The organism is Wolbachia endosymbiont of Spodoptera picta (assembly GCF_018141665.1).
Lineage (GTDB): Bacteria > Pseudomonadota > Alphaproteobacteria > Rickettsiales > Anaplasmataceae > Wolbachia.
This window is the reverse complement of the sequence record NZ_CP067976.1, coordinates 854484-870599: the sequence shown is the minus strand read 5'-3', so window position 1 is coordinate 870599 and position 16116 is coordinate 854484. Positions and strand designations below refer to the sequence as shown.

The following is a 16116-nucleotide window of genomic DNA, read 5'->3' as shown; positions in this document are numbered from 1 at the left end:
GGATAGTAACTACCCATCAAGGATGTTAATAAATCTATAATAATTAAATCAATATAGTAGAATATTTTTATATGTGCAAGGATGCCAAGCAATAATAATGAGTAAAAGATACATAGATAACAAAAAAGAGAACAGAGTTGACTTCATACTAAGAAATTATGGGATGTCAATTATTGTGATGGCAGTCATTATGTTCTTACCTCCAATAGCAATATCAGTACTCTATTTTTCTAATGTATATAGTCAGCATGTTAATATAGAGATTAATTTATTAATTAGCATTCTAATGACTCTCTTTGTGGTATATAATATAAAACGTTACAAGTATCTACTTAATATCATAGAGTTTCAAAATGCAATATTTGCAAATGCGCTGAATCATAATACAGAGTTTTGTCTCATTTTACATAAAGATGAGGGTATTATTTATGCTGATGCGAGGTTCTACGAAAGGTTTAAAGATCACATAAACGATGATGTTACGCTAGATAAAATTCTTGAAGCAGGAGATGTGTCAGAAAAAGACAGAAAATCACTCTATCATGCGTTAAGAAATAACACTTCTGTAAAAGTATGCATTTCCTTAAGCAAGAAGAGTAGAATATCTAACTTTCTTTTGCTCTCTGAACCAATACCGGATAATCCACAAATTGCTATAAATAGTAATAAGACTTTAAATTTATCATTAGCCCCAATAGCAAGACCGAATGGGTATTTTGTACTGAAGGCAACACAGGTAAACAAAGAGCAGGTATATGAAGAGTTGATAGAGAAACACAATATAGCAACTTACGTTGCAAATACAAAAGGAGGTATCTTATCTGTAAATAAAAGATTTTTAGACATGTTTGAACTAAAAAAATTGGAAAAAGGTAGCTCAATCAATGATTTTATATCTCAATCTAAGTATGACGATACAATAACCAAAAATGAAATTATGTTTTTTACTATAAGCGGTGCTCCATTTAAGGCTTATATGAGTACTGCTATATTTTGTGATAAATACAATCATAGCTATATACACGGCTTTATAACACCAACTGAATCAAATATTGTTGATTATCAACTACACCCTTGTTTTACAAATTCGTCAATTGCTATTGCACAATGCGACATAAATGGCAATTTTATAAAGAAAAATATAGCATTAGTAAAACTTGCGGGGTCAAATAATGGTTCTATCTTTGCATTGATATCAGATGGTTATCATATGAAAGTGCGTGAATATTTTTCAAGTAATAGGATAAATAATGCGTCCTTTGATGTGCAGCTCAATGGCGGTAATAACATGAAAATATATTTTAATAAGTTTCTTCATAATAAAGTGATGTTCATACTTTGTTATTTTATTGATAATACTGAACGTAAAAAACTAGAGATAAAACTTGAGCATTATCAAAAGGTGCAAGCTATAGGGCAATTAGCAGGTGGTATTGCACATGATTTCAATAATATATTAACCGGAATAATAGGATTTTGTGATTTGCTTTTACTCCAGCACTCAGCTAGCGATCCATCTTTTGGAGATATAATACAGATACAGCAAAATGCAAAACGTGGGTCAAATTTAGTAAGACAACTGCTTGCTTTTTCAAGAAGACAGACTTTGCAGCCAAAGATTATTAATGTAAATGGTACGATAGCTAATCTTTATGAAATGATCAAAAGATTAATAGGTGAAAATATAAAATTTAATATTTATTATGGTAGCGATTTGGGTGCTGTTAGGGCTGACCAAGGACAATTAGAGCAAGTTATGCTTAACTTAGCAGTTAATGCTGGTGCTGCTATGGAAAAGGGGGGAGAGTTAACTATACGAACCTTTAATCAAAAGGTTGATTCATTAAATTCTACACCTCAGGATATGTTTTCTCCAGATAAGGAAACGATTGAACATGGGAATTATGTTGTGATTGAAGTGATTGATACTGGATGTGGAATGACGAGTGATATAATTGAAAAGGCATTTGATCCATTTTTTTCTACCAAAGATATTACTTCTGGTACAGGTCTTGGCCTCTCTACTGTATATGGCATTATTAAACAAACCGAAGGATACATCTATGTTGCTAGCAAAGTGAATCATGGAACTAAATTTAGCATATTTTTGCCCATAGTTTACATATCGGATGAAAATGATAAAGAGGAAGATAGTAAAGAAATAGAGAAACCGGTAGAGATTAAAGGTAATGGTATAATTTTATTAATTGAAGATGAAGATTCAGTAAGGGAATTTACTGCTAAGGCTCTTACAAGAAAAGGATTTAATGTAATAGAAGCGAGTATAGGCAGCGAGGCACTAGAGATCATTAGAAAAAAAAATCAACACATAGATCTAATAATCACTGATGTAATCATGCCAGAGGTGAGTGGTCCAGAAATAGTTAAAGAAACATTGATACATAGGCCAAACATCAAAGTTATTTTTATTTCTGGGTATGCAGAGGATGCTTTTTTAAAGAGCGATGAAATCAATATAGAAGACTTCCATTTTTTACCCAAACCATTTACTCTGAATGAGTTAGGAAATAAGGTTCAAAGTGTGTTACACAAGACAAAAAAAGGCAGTTTACTTTGAGCATGATTGGCAACAAAAAAATTTTTCTAATGCAAAAATTTCTTGCATATATACAATAGAGTTATTTTATACATAAGATAAAAGGTGTGAGCAAGATCATTGCAGTAGTAAATCAAAAGGGTGGAGTTGGTAAAACTACAACTAGTATAAATTTATCAACAGCCTTTGCTGCTGTGGGAAAAAGTACTTTACTGGTAGATCTTGACCCTCAAGGAAATGCTAGTACAGGACTTGGGATTTCTTATCGTAGCAGGGAAGAAAAAAATATATATAAAATACTGCTGAGCAGCGAAAGTGAATTGGTGGAATCGGCAATTTTCAATATAAAGGAAATTCCAAATCTATCGCTGATTTCATCAGTGGTTGACTTATCAGCTGCAGAAATTGAGCTATCACAACTTGAGCAGGGAAAATTCGTACTAAAAGATACGCTAGAGAAAGTACGTAATAATTATGAGTACATAATTATCGATTGTCCTCCATCACTTGGTCTGCTTACTATCAATGCTCTGACCGCTGCTGACTCGATTATTGTTCCTCTTCAGTGTGAATTTTTCGCTCTGGAAGGATTGAGCCATTTAGTTAAGACTGTAGAGCTGATAAAAAGAAACAACCTAAACCCTTTCCTGTTAATAGAAGGAATATTGCTCACAATGTATGACAGACGCAACAAACTTAGTGAGCAGATTAAAAATGATATTTGCCAATATTTAAATGATAAAGTATATAAAACTATTATCCCCTTGTATGAGACCATTATTCCACGTAATGTACGGTTATCAGAAGCGCCTTCTCATGGAAAACCTGCTATTGTATATGATCTTAAGTGTCCTGGTGCACAAGCATATATAAGTTTGGCAAAAGAAATTTTAAAGAAACACATGAGCATCTGTAAAGAGAAAAAGCTGATAAGTGAGGGTGCAGCGTGAAGGACAATAGGCGCTTAGGTAGAGGTCTTGCTGGCCTCATAGGCGATAATTATGGTAATAAAGAAGATCGGTTACCTATTTCATTACTACACCCGAGCAAATTTCAGCCGAGAAAATATTTTGATGAGGAGTCATTAAAAGAACTTGCAGGTTCGATAGAGAAAAATGGTATAATACAACCTGTTGTGGTGCGCAAAGATCCAAATAATGAAGGTTATGAAATAGTAGCAGGGGAACGTCGTTGGCGAGCAAGTAAGGTCATAAATCTTGATAGTGTGCCGGTTATCATAAAAGATTTAAATGACAAGGAATGCTTAGAAGTATCGATAATTGAAAACATACAGAGGCAAGATATTAATCCAATAGAAGAAGGTGAGGCGTACAGAAAACTAATAGATGAATTCTCCTATACACACGAAGAATTAGCCTTAACTTTAGGTAAAAGCCGCAGTCACATAACCAATATGATACGAATGCTGTCACTCCCTAATGGAGTAAAAACAATGATCAACGAGAAAAAATTGTCTATGGGTCATGCAAGAGCATTGATTAATGTTGAAAATGCGGAAAGTATTGCAGAAAGAATAGTTTCTCAGGGCCTGAGCGTTAGACGAACTGAAAAATTGATAAAAGACTTACAACAAAATAACGACCGAAAAGAGCATAAGTGTACTAAAAATCAAGATATGGCAGCATTAGAAGGAGCTATATCTTCTCAGCTTGGTTTAAAGATCAAAATTAATGAAAGTAATTCTAAGGGTAAAGTCATGATACGTTATAACAACTCAAATGAATTGGATTTTATATTGAAAATTTTGAATAGAAGACTTGAATCAGCTATTAATGTCGAAAGTAGCTCATAGAAATTTCTTGACAAACCTTCCCACTTTCCTTGCAATGGAAGTGAAATGGTGGAGTTTGTCAAGTAAGTTATTTCGTTTCTACCTTCAATAAAAATTTGCACGCAATAGCACAGAAGCATACGTTGCTATTCCCTCATTTCTGCCAATAGAACCTAATTTTTCCGCTGTGGTTGCTTTGATACTTACGAATTCACCATTAATTTCTAATATTTTTGATATGAATTCCTTCATTCCTGCTTTGTAAGGCGATATTTTAGGCTCTTCACAAACTATAGTAATATCTAAATTAGACACGCTATATCCTTTTTCCTGTGCTTTTTTAGCAGCAAAGTCAAGAAAATGAGATGAATTGCAATCCTTCCATTTAGAGGAATTAGGAGGAAAATGTTCTCCTATATCGCCACATCCTAGTGCTCCGAGTATTGCATCAACGATTGCATGTATTGCAACATCACCATCGGAATGTGCCTCTATTGCCATATTATGCTCAATTTCCACACCGCAAATTTTTATAAAGCTCTTAGCATCATTTTGAATTTTAACAAATTTATGTATATCATAACCGGTTCCGACACGGAATTTTGGCTCTCCAAAGAGAAGTTTTGCCATATTGATATCCTCTTTTGTAGTTAACTTAAAATTCTTTTTCTCACCTTCAATAATCGCAACATGTTTTTTATGCTCCACCATTAGTGATGAATCATCAGTAAATTCTTTGACTGATTGATGGCACGATAATAATTCTCTGAAATTAAAAATTTGAGGAGTTTGCATGGCTCTAAGTTTTTCTCTTGAAATCGTAGATTCAATGAAATTATTACTCACCAACGATATAGTATCCTCGACTTCTATTGCTGGAACTACTCCTGTATATTGACCATTAATCATAGATTCAATCAAGTTGTTTATTAGAATATTTGATACAAAAGGCCTACAAGCGTCATGTATAATAACAAAATCTGGATTGATCTTTTGCAAACTCTCCAGTCCAAGTTTAACTGAACTCTGCCTGCTTTTTCCTCCACATACTGGACTCAGCAATTTAGTATCTATAGTTGATGACGTAACTTCTTTATAGAAATCTTTTTGACTTTCATTCACTACCACTCTTATGTAACTTATGTACTGATTAGCTAAGAATTTCCTAATTGTGTGAAATAAAACATACTTACCTGCCAATTTTATATACTGTTTAGGGATTTTGGCATTGCATCTACTGCCTACTCCTGCTGCAACTATTAATGCTGCTATCTTGTATTCCTCAAGTCTGTTAGTGTACATGCTTACCATTTTCGGTGTTAATACAAGTTATCTAGCATTTTAAAAAAGTTGATCCAATTCTCAAAAAAGAATATTCTTTTACTAGGTGTAATATATGCTAGAGGAAAATAATACACGTTACTAAGTATAATAAAGAAAATGAGATACATCTTATATTTTTTCATGGAATAGGTGATAATTATAAGAATGCGGCCAGGTATATACAAGATAGATCTACATATCTCCATAGGTCTAATTTTCACACTCATGCACATAAATACCCAATTGCATTTCAAAACTATATAACTTACGCAATAGCTAGTTTCTTGTTTTTAGGAACATCAATACTATTACCAACTTTAATATTACTTACTAATCCAATGACATCTAGGACAGCAAGTTTAGCCATCTTAGCAGCTTTAACTTGCACCTTTTTATCTGTACCACCATTCATGATTCCGTTTATAAATAAGAATCAAAGCTTGTCTCAGCCTTCAATAAAAGAAATCAGTAAATTAATTGACAATGGTGTGAAGCCTGAAAACATTATACTTCTCGGCCATTCCTTTGGAGGAGCAATTGCATCAGAAGTGCTGAAATATTTTACAGACAGAGATATTAAACTCGGAGGTATTATTTTTACCAGCACTTTCAGCTCTTTTTACAATGCAATAAAGCATTTTCCAATTTCTCAGACAAAAATTCTAAGCATACTACCCTCTTGTTTGTTAAAAAAAATGCTTAAGGTCCTAAATTTAGACTTTGATATAGTAAGCAATATACAAAAGCTACAAAATAATGATATATCAATAGCGGTCATTAATCATGAAAGAGACACCTTAATACCATATCCTGCACAATTAGCAAAAGGACTAGAAGATAATCAATTGTTAAATAGAAATTTGACCAAAATCGTTAATTTGAAAAGCTTTGAATATGACCCGCACAACGGAGTTTTATCTGGTTGGGAATTGGATGAAAATTTAGCTGATCTAATACTTAATAAAACAATGAATAGATAGTATTTACAAAAAACTGTATATTTTTTGGTAAATTGACTATGTTAGACATATGCAAAAACGTCATATAACTATTTGTTGTGTACTACTTTTTATAATAGGGGCATTATTTTTGATGCGTCCTATGATTGCTCCGTGTCTAATATCCGTTTTTGTTGCACATTTGTTTAACCCTCTAGTAACCAAGTTTGAAAAATACAGAATACCGCGTTCATGTTCTGTAGTTTTTATAACACTTGCCTTATTGATAGCTTTTATATTAGTTATTACATTTGTTTTACCTATTATATATTTTCAAATTACTTTAATATTAAATTTCTTAGTGAATAAGATACCTTCACTAAAACTTAAAGTGATTCCTTCTGTGCTAGAATTTCTTAATATAAAAACTGAAGATAGTTTATTTGATCACTTGTCTAAAAATCTAGTAGAAAATTACAGTGATTATATATCTTATTTTATAAATGCTCTTAGCATGGGCAGTAATCTTATAATTCAAGTGCTAAGTTCAAGCTTTAGTTTGATTTACATGGTATCATTAATAGCTATTACGCTTATGGTGTTTTTTTATGTATTACGTGATTGGCCTTCAATTGTAGAAAAGGTTAGTAAACTAATTCCCATTCTTTACAGAGAAAAAGCTGCAGGTTATTTTTCCAAAGTAGATTTCATTATATCTAATTACCTAAAGGGACAGCTAAACGTATGTATAGTTATGATGATCTTTTACTCCGTGGGCCTTAGCATAATTGGGCTGAAGCATTCTGTAGCTATTGGAATTTTATCAGGAACATTAACATTTATACCCTATATAGGGCCATTATTATACACTATTATCGGATTTTTGAGCGCCATTACTCAATTTAGTGGATGGTTTGAAAGTGCTGCTGTCTTGCTATTATTTAGTGTTGGTCAATTAATAGACTCAAGCATATTAGTGCCTTTATTAATAGGAAAAAAAGTTCATATACATCCAACTATCATTATTTTAGGAGTTGTCATATGCACCTCATATTTTGGGTTTATAGGTATATTATTTTTTATTCCAATAATAGCAATGTTCAGTGTATTAGTAGAATATACAGTTAATAAATATTTTGAAAGTGAGCTTTATAAAAATGGCTAATTAGTTCACGATAAAAAGAAAAAGGACCTCTGATACATTTGAGAGATGGTGCAACCTGAAAGTCTTCGGTCATATTGTTTAAAAGGAGAGGAATTCATTCAGAAAGAAACTGAAAGGATTCTAAAACTTATTAAACCAGATGTTTTGCCATCTGAGTCTACGCATCAGTGCGAATCGGGCAACCGGTTGGTGCCAAGCGATGCGGACAATGAACCTCCTTCTTGAAAAAGAAGATGCTCAATCGTGAGAGGGGCATAAACTGCAAGCATCATGTGGTTGGAGGGCTAGGCTTAGTGGTATGGTGAACGTAAGTGAAGCTTTATAAGTACCGATACGATGAAAGAGCTAAAGATGCTGATAAGCTCTGACCAAAAGGTAATGTGGATAAGTTACATTTTTCATTTCTAGATGTACGCAAATAATAACTCCACCGGTATAGAGAAGCAACCTAACCCACTGTTGTATGATAGAAGGAACAGGGTAAGCCTGTATTTTCGCCTACATGGCAAGCAAACCGCAAGGAATGCTGATGGAAGTGCAGGTAAAGGAGAATGGAGAAAGCGAATGCCATTTTGTAACGAAATGGATAGAATTTGTAACATTAATTCGCGTGAAAACGAGCAGACTTCCATTTGGTCCCTCGTGACAAGAAACTTTGTTAACCACTTAAGGGAGGAAAGCAGATGATTACAGATAAAACTGTAAGTGCACCTACCGACAACTCCGAAGCATGGAAGCAATTGCCATGGAAGAAATGCCAGAAAGTTATTGTGAGGCTACAAAAACGTATTGTTAAGGCTGTCCAAGAAGGAAGATGGGGTAAGGTAAAAGCTTTACAACATCTTCTCACACGCTCTTTTAGCGGAAAAGCTTTGGCTGTTAAGAGAGTAACTGAAAACCAAGGAAAAAACACAGCGGGTGTAGATCGTCAACTATGGTCAACTTGCAATGCTAAATTTCAAGGAATAAAGCAGTTAAAGCAAAGAGGATATAAACCTTCTCCGCTAAAACGGATTTATATCAGTAAATCTAATGGCAAAAGAAGACCTCTTGGAATACCAACGATAAAAGATAGAGCCATGCAAGCATTATATCTGTTTGCCCTGGAGCCAGTATCTGAAACGATCAGCGACCATCACTCCTATGGCTTTAGACCTAAAAGATCCTGCGCAGACGCTACTGTGGCTTGCCACTTATTACTGGCAAGTCGTAATCAACTACAATGGATACTCGAAGGTGATATCAAAGGTTGTTTTGATAACATTAACCATGAATGGCTCATGAAGCATATTCCTATGGAGAAGAAAATTCTTCATAGATGGTTAAAAGCTGGTTTCCTAGAATCGAAAACTCTGTATCCCACAACTGCTGGCACTCCGCAAGGAAGTATAATTTCTCCAATACTAGCTAACTTTACCTTAGATGGTCTTGAACAGTTATTAGAAAGTCGCTTTGGTAAATTAGGTGGCAAAAGAAGAGGAAAAATCAGAAGTGGAGTGAATGTAATCAGGTACGCAGACGACTTTATTATTTCAGGTTTCACACATGAAGTACTGGAAAATGAAGTTAAGCCTTTAGTATCATCTTTCCTTCATGAGAGAGGTTTAATTCTTTCAGAAGAGAAGACAAAAATTACATCTATCACAACAGGGTTTGACTTTCTTGGTTGTAATGTACGTAGATATAATAAGAAGTTAATTATTAAACCTTCGAAAGAAAGTATTAAAAAACTTCTTAATCAAGCACGTACATTGATAAAAGCAAATATAGCGAACACTCAGGCTATAGTAATTAAGTCACTCAACTCTCTACTGAGAGGATGGGGAAATTACTATCACCATGTGTGTGCTAAAAAAGCGTTTAGAAAGATCGACAATGAAATTTGGCATAGTTTATGGAAATGGGCAAAGAAAAGACATCCTCGTAAAGGATTACGTTGGATAAAGAATCGTTACTTCAAAGTAATGGGTCAACGCCAATGGGTTTTTGCTGCACCCATATGCAAGAACAAACCAAAAGAGATACGGTATTTAAGACTGCTTAAGCTGATTGATATACCTATCAGACGACATGTTACAATCAGAGCGGATGCAAATCCCCTTGACTTAAAATGGAAAAAGTATTTTGATGAGAGAGTAAAATGAACAAGAATGTTGGCAAGCTCCTTTTCAAGAGAAGGTTCTCTACTATTAGTGTCACCACTAAAGTTGATGTATTCTGAGGATTTATGAAAGACAAGCCGGTTCGACAAAAGAAGAACTTAGATAAGGGGCTCAAGCGTAGTGTGGGGAAACCTGCATGCTGCGTTTCTAAGGGAGGGAGTAGTAGTAATACTGCTTCCTTACCTGACCTGTGCGGACGGAATGGGATTCGAACCCATGGTACGCTCATCACGTACGTCAGTTTTCAAGACTGGTGCCTTAAACCGCTCGGCCATCCGTCCATTTCTTTTCTATCACAATATTTGATTTTAAGCAATCTATAAAAGCTTTACTTGCCCACGCAAAAGTTGCTAAATATACTGTCCAATATTTCCTCAACATTAATAATTCCAATCACTGCACCAAGTTCAAATGTAGCAAGCCTCAAGTCTTCAGATATCAACTCAATTGGATTATAGATATTAAAACGCTGTAAATGTTCCAGTGCTTTCTGCATGTGATTCCTATGTCTTTGCCGAGTAATCACAGGAGTGTCTCTATCATGCCCAAATTTTTCCTTTGCCTTCTCTTTTATGAGAGAGATCAATTTGTTTGTACCTATTCCCTTTAGAATAGAAATGGGTAAAAGATCTATGCCATTAATTTTTATATTGTAATTATTGATAACATCGTCAGCTTTGCTCAATACATAAATAGTATCGCTATTTACAACGTTGCAATTGATATTATGACGCTGTTCAAAAGGAAATAGTTCTATTCTTAAATCAGCTTCAAAAGACCTTTTTTTCGCTCGACTAATACCTTCTGATTCTATTGGATCTGAACTCTCACGAATTCCAGCAGTATCAGAGAGAATGATTGGGTATCCACCAATGTCAATATGAGCTTCAAGTATATCTCTTGTTGTGCCTGCATATTCAGAAACAATAGCAATATCACGCTTGGCTAAGAAATTAAACAGAGTTGATTTACCGACATTTGGTTCACCAGTTATTACAATATGTAAACCCTCACGCAACCTTTCGCCCCGTCTATTATCATTTAAATGCTCTTGTATCAACTGCACGAGAGATTGCACTTCATTATTAATTTTTTCCAATTCACTTTTTTCTGCCCAAATATCCTCTGGAAAGTCTATATATGCTTCGATTTTGGATTGTATCGTTATTAATCTTTGCCTCCAATTGCTGTATAGTCTCTCCAATTCTCCTGATATCTGCTTAATCGCTTGTTTAGCTTGCATTTTCGTCTCAGCATCAATTAAGTCTGCAATCCCTTCTATTTGCGTTAAGTCAAATTTACCATTTAGAAAAGCCCTAAGTGAGAATTCTCCAGGCCTGGACATAACGAAAATTTTTGATAATTCCTCCAAGATGATTTTTATGACGGCCTTGCTTCCATGCACTTGTAACTCTATAACATCCTCGCCAGTGAAACTGTTTGGAGCAGGGAAATAGATGATTATTCCATTATCTATCAATTGACTGGAATTATCATATAGATCAACTAAAGTAGCAAATCTTGGTTTAATTTCTTTCTTAATATGAAAATGATTTAAAGCTTTAAGCGCGTAGTTGCCTGAAATTCTGATTACTGCAACTCCTGACTTACCAAATACGGTCGATAAAGCGAAAATAGTTTCATTTGTGTTTGTCATTATTGATATGAACTACTTAGCAATATTATACTTAAGAAACCAAAATACCTAAAAAGTCACCCAGGTGAAAATATTTATTTTGAAAACTGATAATATGATTTATAATGACTGACACAAGTTTTAAATATTTTATGCTCAAGAAATTAGCTTGGTACTGGTCTTTTGTAGAGTTAATTAAAGGGTTTGTTATTACATTAAAATATATGTTTAAACCAAAGGTTACTTTGAGGTATCCTATAGAGAAGGGCCCTTTAAGTCCAAGGTTTCGTGGTGAGCATGCGTTGCGTAGGTATCCAAATGGTGAAGAACGATGCATAGCTTGTAAGTTATGCGAAGTTATCTGCCCTGCTCAAGCAATAGTTATTGAAGCAGAGGAAAGAGAAGACAGTAGTCGCCGCACCACACGCTATGATATTGACATGACAAAATGCATATATTGCGGACTTTGCCAAGAAGCATGTCCAGTTGATGCAATTGTGGAGGGTCCTAACTTTGAATTTGCTACTGAAACAAGAGAGGAGCTAATGTACAATAAAGAAAAGCTATTGCGTAATGGTGAAGTTTGGGAAGAAGCAATTGCACTCAGGTTAGAAAAGAACAGGCCGTATTATTAACTAGGTATGTCAACAATTAAAATTTCTTACAGCAAGTATGTAATAGATCTCTTGTACAACTGTTATTTAACTGAAAGATCAGTAGCTCACCTTTTGGTGTCATTCCAGCGCGTGACGCTGGAATCTAGAAAAGAAAGAAACATGGATCCCAGTGTCAAGCACTGGGATGACAAAAGGTCTAATGAATGATAAAAGTTACCTTTTTAGCCGAACAAAAAGTAAAAGAATACAGTGGTAGAGTCACTGGCTTTGATATATTACAACCGGATGCTTTGAGAGAAGCAATTGCCTTTAAGGTAAATGGTGAGTTGTATGATCTCTCACGTGAAATTGAATCTGATACAGAGATAGAGGTAATACAACTGAGTGACGAAGCGGGTTTAGATATAGTAAGGCATGATGCTGCTCATATAATGGCACAGGCAGTAAAAGAGCTCTTTCCTAATACTCAGATTACTATCGGGCCAACAATTCAAGATGGTTTCTACTATGATTTTGCTACAGATCGTGCCTTTACCACGGACGATCTTACTGCAATAGAAAAAAAAATGAAGGAAATTATAAAAAGTAACCACAGATTCGTCCGAGAAGTTTGGACTCGTAAGCAGGCAATTGATTTCTTTAGTGATATAGGTGAAAGATACAAGGTTGATATTGTCTCATCAATACCAGAAAACGAAAACCTAACTGTTTATAAACAAGGCAACTTTGTAGACCTATGTCGTGGTCCGCACTCACCATCAACTGGCAGAGTTAAAGCGTTTAAACTTATGAAAGTAGCAGGTGCATACTGGCGTGGCGATTCTAAGGGCCCAATGTTGCAAAGAATATATGGCACCGCGTGGAGAAATAAGGATGAATTAAATACTTATCTTAAACGTTTGGAGGAAGCAGAAAAACGCGACCACCGCAAAATTGCTAAGGATATGGACTTATTTCACATTCAAGAGGAAGCTGTTGGGCAGATTTTTTGGCATGAACAGGGATATACTTTATATAATGTTCTTGAGTCTTACATCAGAAAAAAGTTAATGAACAATGGCTACTTTGAGGTAAAAACCCCTATTTTAGTAAGCAAAGAGCTGTGGGAAAAATCGGGACACTGGGATAAGTTTCGTGAAAATATGTTCATTATTGATGAATCTGAAAGTAAAAAACTAGCAATAAAACCCATGAATTGCCCTTGTCATGTGCAGATTTTTAATTCTCACACCAGAAGCTATCGTGATTTACCGATACGTATGGCAGAGTTTGGCACATGCCATAGAAATGAAAGCTCAGGCTCATTGCATGGACTGATGCGAGTGCGTGGTTTTACGCAAGACGATGCACATATTTTTTGTATGGAAAAACAAGTGAATTCTGAAACTGTAAAGTTTTGTGACCTTTTAAAAGAAGTATATTCAGAACTTGGGTTCAATGAAATTTCTGTGAAATTTTCAGACCGTCCAGATACTAGATCAGGTAATGATGAAGTGTGGGATAGAGCTGAAAGAGCACTGCTTGAAGCAGTTAAAGAAGCAGGGCTTAGTTATGAACTTAATCCTGGTGAAGGTGCATTTTATGGTCCAAAGTTAGAGTTTGTTTTGAAAGATGCAATAGGTAGAAATTGGCAATGTGGAACGTTGCAAGTTGATTTTATTTTACCGGAGCGGCTTGGAGCTTTTTATATAGGAGCAGACGGGCACAAGCATCACCCTGTCATGTTACATAGGGCAATTCTTGGAACTTTTGAGCGTTTTATTGGAATTTTAATAGAAAATTATGCAGGAAAATTTCCAGTTTGGCTTGCTCCAACACAGCTTGCTATTCTGACCATTACAAATGAGGCTGACGGTTATGCTACAGAAATCAGCAACGTTTTAAAAGAACAAGGTGTGAGAATCAAAACTGATTTGACCAATGAAAAAATTAGCTATAAGATACGTTTGCATAGTTCAAGTAAGGTACCTATATTATGGATCATGGGCAAAAATGAAGTTACAAATAAAACTGTGTCAGTGAGAAATTTAGGATCGGAAAAACAGGAGTCTTTTTCTTTGGAGAATGCTACTGAATTGCTGTTAAAAATTATTAATTTGAATTAATGGAGCTAAAATTTGCAAGTCAAAAAGAACAATAAAAACAGAATTAATGAACTCATCACAGCTAAGGAGGTACGCTTAGTTGATCATAGTGGTGAAATGGTCGGAATTGTTCCAATAGAACAAGCTTTGGAAGTTGCACAAAGTGTTAATTTAGACTTGGTAGAAATCGCACCTGATTCAACTCCTCCAGTATGTAAGATTCTGGACTATAGCAAACAAAAGTATGATATAAAAAAGAAGGCAAGTGAAGCAAAAAAGAAACAAAAAACATTAACTATAAAAGAAATTAAACTGGGTCCTAATATTGGTGATCACGACTACGAAACAAAATTGCGTCAAGCAAGGGATTTTCTTGTGCATGGACATAGAATTAAAGTCACAATGAGATTTAGAGGGAGAGAGCTTATAAACACTGAAGTTGGGCTGGAAAAATTAGAACGGCTAATTAGAGACGCTGAAGATATTGCAAAAGTAGAATTAGCACCTAAAAGGGAAGGAAATCAATATTCTTTAACTTTAGCTGCTAAGTAGTAAAATCATTTAAAAGTATAAGTTAAGTTACTATCCTCTCTTCAATTATATGACGAAAATGTCTGATTAATCCTTGAACTGGCCAAGCTGCAGCATCGCCAAGTGCACAAATTGTATGCCCTTCTATTTGAGTTGTAAGGTCAAGTAGCTTATCTACTTCACCAGGTTTAATATTTCCTGCTACCATTCTTCTCATAATTCTCCACATCCATCCAGTGCCTTCACGGCATGGTGTACATTGTCCGCAGGACTCATGCATATAGAAATGTGATAATCTTTCTATTGCAGCTATTATGTCAGTTGATTTATCCATCACTATTACAGCAGCAGTACCAAGCCCTGATTGTGCAGCCCTTAATGAATCAAAATCCATTTCAATAGTATCACATATAGATTTTGGAATTAATGGGACTGAAGACCCACCAGGTATTACAGCAAGTAAATTATCCCAACCTCCTCTCACTCCACCTGCGTATTTTTCAATTAATTCACGCAGTGAAATTCCGAGCTCTTCTTCAACATTACATGGATTATTTACATGCCCTGAAATGCAAAAGACCTTAGTGCCAGTATTATTTGGTTTACCCAGAGATGCAAACCACTCTCCTCCGCGATTTAGAATATCTGGAACCATGGCTATAGTTTCAACGTTGTTTATTGTGGTTGGGTAGCCAAAAAGTCCAACACCCGCAGGGAATGGAGGTTTCATGCGAGGAAAGCCTTTTTTTCCTTCAATTGATTCAAGTTGACCTGTTTCTTCTCCACATATATAAGCTCCTGCACCTCTGTGAATGAATACATCAAGATCATAACCTGATTTGCAGGCATTTTTTCCAATTAAATTTTCTTTATAGGCTTCCTCAAGTGCCTTTTTTAGAACTAAATATTCATTATAAAATTCACCCCTGATATAAATATATGCAACTGATGCGCTGATCGCTCTGCCAGCTAGAAGAATTCCCTCAAGTAACTTATGTGGCTCATATCGTAATATATCTCTATCTTTACACGTACCAGGTTCTGACTCATCTGCATTGACTACTAAATACGCTTTTGAAGTATTTTTAGGCATAAAGCTCCACTTAAGGCCAGTAGAAAATCCTGCACCCCCTCGACCTCTCAAGCCAGATTTCTTTACTTCCTCAATGATTTTTTCTGATCCTAAATCCAGTAATTCCTTTGTTTTTTGCCAACTACCACGTTTTTTTGCACCCTCAAGTAGTGGTGTTTCTTTACCATTTAAGTTTGTGAATATTTTGTCCTGTTCTTTTAGCATGCTTTTAAGATTCT

General features: G+C 35.0%; 12 protein-coding genes and 1 tRNA gene. 9 read left to right on the top strand and 4 right to left on the bottom strand.

What is annotated here, in order from left to right:
• Window positions 1-97: 97 nt before the first annotated feature.
• The 3 genes from JKF54_RS03840 (at window position 98) to JKF54_RS03830 (ending at window position 4370) form a co-directional block, all read left to right on the top strand.
• The gene (locus tag JKF54_RS03840) at window positions 98-2578 is read left to right on the top strand and encodes a response regulator (RefSeq protein WP_211907614.1); all 2481 of its coding nucleotides are present in this window, start codon (window positions 98-100) and stop codon (window positions 2576-2578) included.
• A gap of 86 nt (window positions 2579-2664) precedes the next feature.
• Window positions 2665-3507, top strand: coding sequence for a ParA family protein (locus JKF54_RS03835; protein ID WP_211907613.1), 843 nt, complete (start codon window positions 2665-2667; stop codon window positions 3505-3507).
• Complete coding sequence (locus JKF54_RS03830) at window positions 3504-4370, top strand: ParB/RepB/Spo0J family partition protein (protein ID WP_211907612.1); 867 nt, start codon at window positions 3504-3506, stop codon at window positions 4368-4370. Before JKF54_RS03835 ends, JKF54_RS03830 begins: the two co-directional genes overlap by 4 nt.
• 84 nt (window positions 4371-4454) lie before the next feature.
• Here the strand turns inward: JKF54_RS03830 and ispD are convergent, their stop codons facing one another.
• A complete protein-coding gene (gene ispD / locus JKF54_RS03825; protein ID WP_211907611.1) occupies window positions 4455-5660 on the bottom strand; it encodes a 2-C-methyl-D-erythritol 4-phosphate cytidylyltransferase in 1206 nt (401 codons plus the stop codon).
• Window positions 5661-5761: 101 nt separating this feature from the next.
• Between ispD and JKF54_RS06895 the strand changes: the two genes are divergently transcribed.
• The 3 genes from JKF54_RS06895 (at window position 5762) to ltrA (ending at window position 9919) form a co-directional block, all read left to right on the top strand.
• On the top strand, window positions 5762-6652 hold the full coding sequence (locus JKF54_RS06895) for an alpha/beta hydrolase family protein (RefSeq protein WP_444875950.1): 891 nt from the start codon (window positions 5762-5764) through the stop codon (window positions 6650-6652).
• 49 nt (window positions 6653-6701) lie between these two features.
• Complete coding sequence (locus JKF54_RS03810) at window positions 6702-7775, top strand: AI-2E family transporter (protein ID WP_211907608.1); 1074 nt, start codon at window positions 6702-6704, stop codon at window positions 7773-7775.
• A gap of 683 nt (window positions 7776-8458) precedes the next feature.
• The gene (ltrA, locus tag JKF54_RS03805) at window positions 8459-9919 is read left to right on the top strand and encodes a group II intron reverse transcriptase/maturase (RefSeq protein WP_246433110.1); all 1461 of its coding nucleotides are present in this window, start codon (window positions 8459-8461) and stop codon (window positions 9917-9919) included.
• Between the two features lie 211 nt (window positions 9920-10130).
• On the opposite strand, the gene JKF54_RS03800 is transcribed toward ltrA, so the two are convergent.
• A tRNA-Ser gene (locus JKF54_RS03800) sits at window positions 10131-10218 on the bottom strand.
• Window positions 10219-10265: 47 nt separating this feature from the next.
• Window positions 10266-11594 carry a tRNA uridine-5-carboxymethylaminomethyl(34) synthesis GTPase MnmE gene (gene mnmE, locus JKF54_RS03795; protein ID WP_211907607.1) on the bottom strand — a complete coding sequence of 443 codons (1329 nt, stop codon included), beginning with the start codon at window positions 11592-11594 and terminating at the stop codon, window positions 10266-10268.
• A 131-nt stretch (window positions 11595-11725) separates the two neighbouring features.
• On the opposite strand from mnmE, the gene nuoI reads away from it, so the two are divergent.
• From nuoI to infC, 3 genes are all read left to right on the top strand, one after another.
• Window positions 11726-12208 (top strand): NADH-quinone oxidoreductase subunit NuoI, encoded by a 483-nt coding sequence (nuoI, locus tag JKF54_RS03790; protein ID WP_211908746.1) that lies wholly within the window; start codon window positions 11726-11728, stop codon window positions 12206-12208.
• Between the two features lie 185 nt (window positions 12209-12393).
• Window positions 12394-14295: a threonine--tRNA ligase gene (gene thrS / locus JKF54_RS03785; RefSeq protein ID WP_211907606.1), complete on the top strand. Its 1902-nt coding sequence runs from the start codon at window positions 12394-12396 to the stop codon at window positions 14293-14295.
• A gap of 12 nt (window positions 14296-14307) precedes the next feature.
• Window positions 14308-14826: a translation initiation factor IF-3 gene (gene infC, locus JKF54_RS03780; protein WP_108784434.1), complete on the top strand. Its 519-nt coding sequence runs from the start codon at window positions 14308-14310 to the stop codon at window positions 14824-14826.
• 22 nt (window positions 14827-14848) lie between these two features.
• Here the strand turns inward: infC and nuoF are convergent, their stop codons facing one another.
• Window positions 14849-16102, bottom strand: coding sequence for an NADH-quinone oxidoreductase subunit NuoF (gene nuoF, locus JKF54_RS03775; protein WP_211907605.1), 1254 nt, complete (start codon window positions 16100-16102; stop codon window positions 14849-14851).
• Window positions 16103-16116 lie beyond the last annotated feature (14 nt).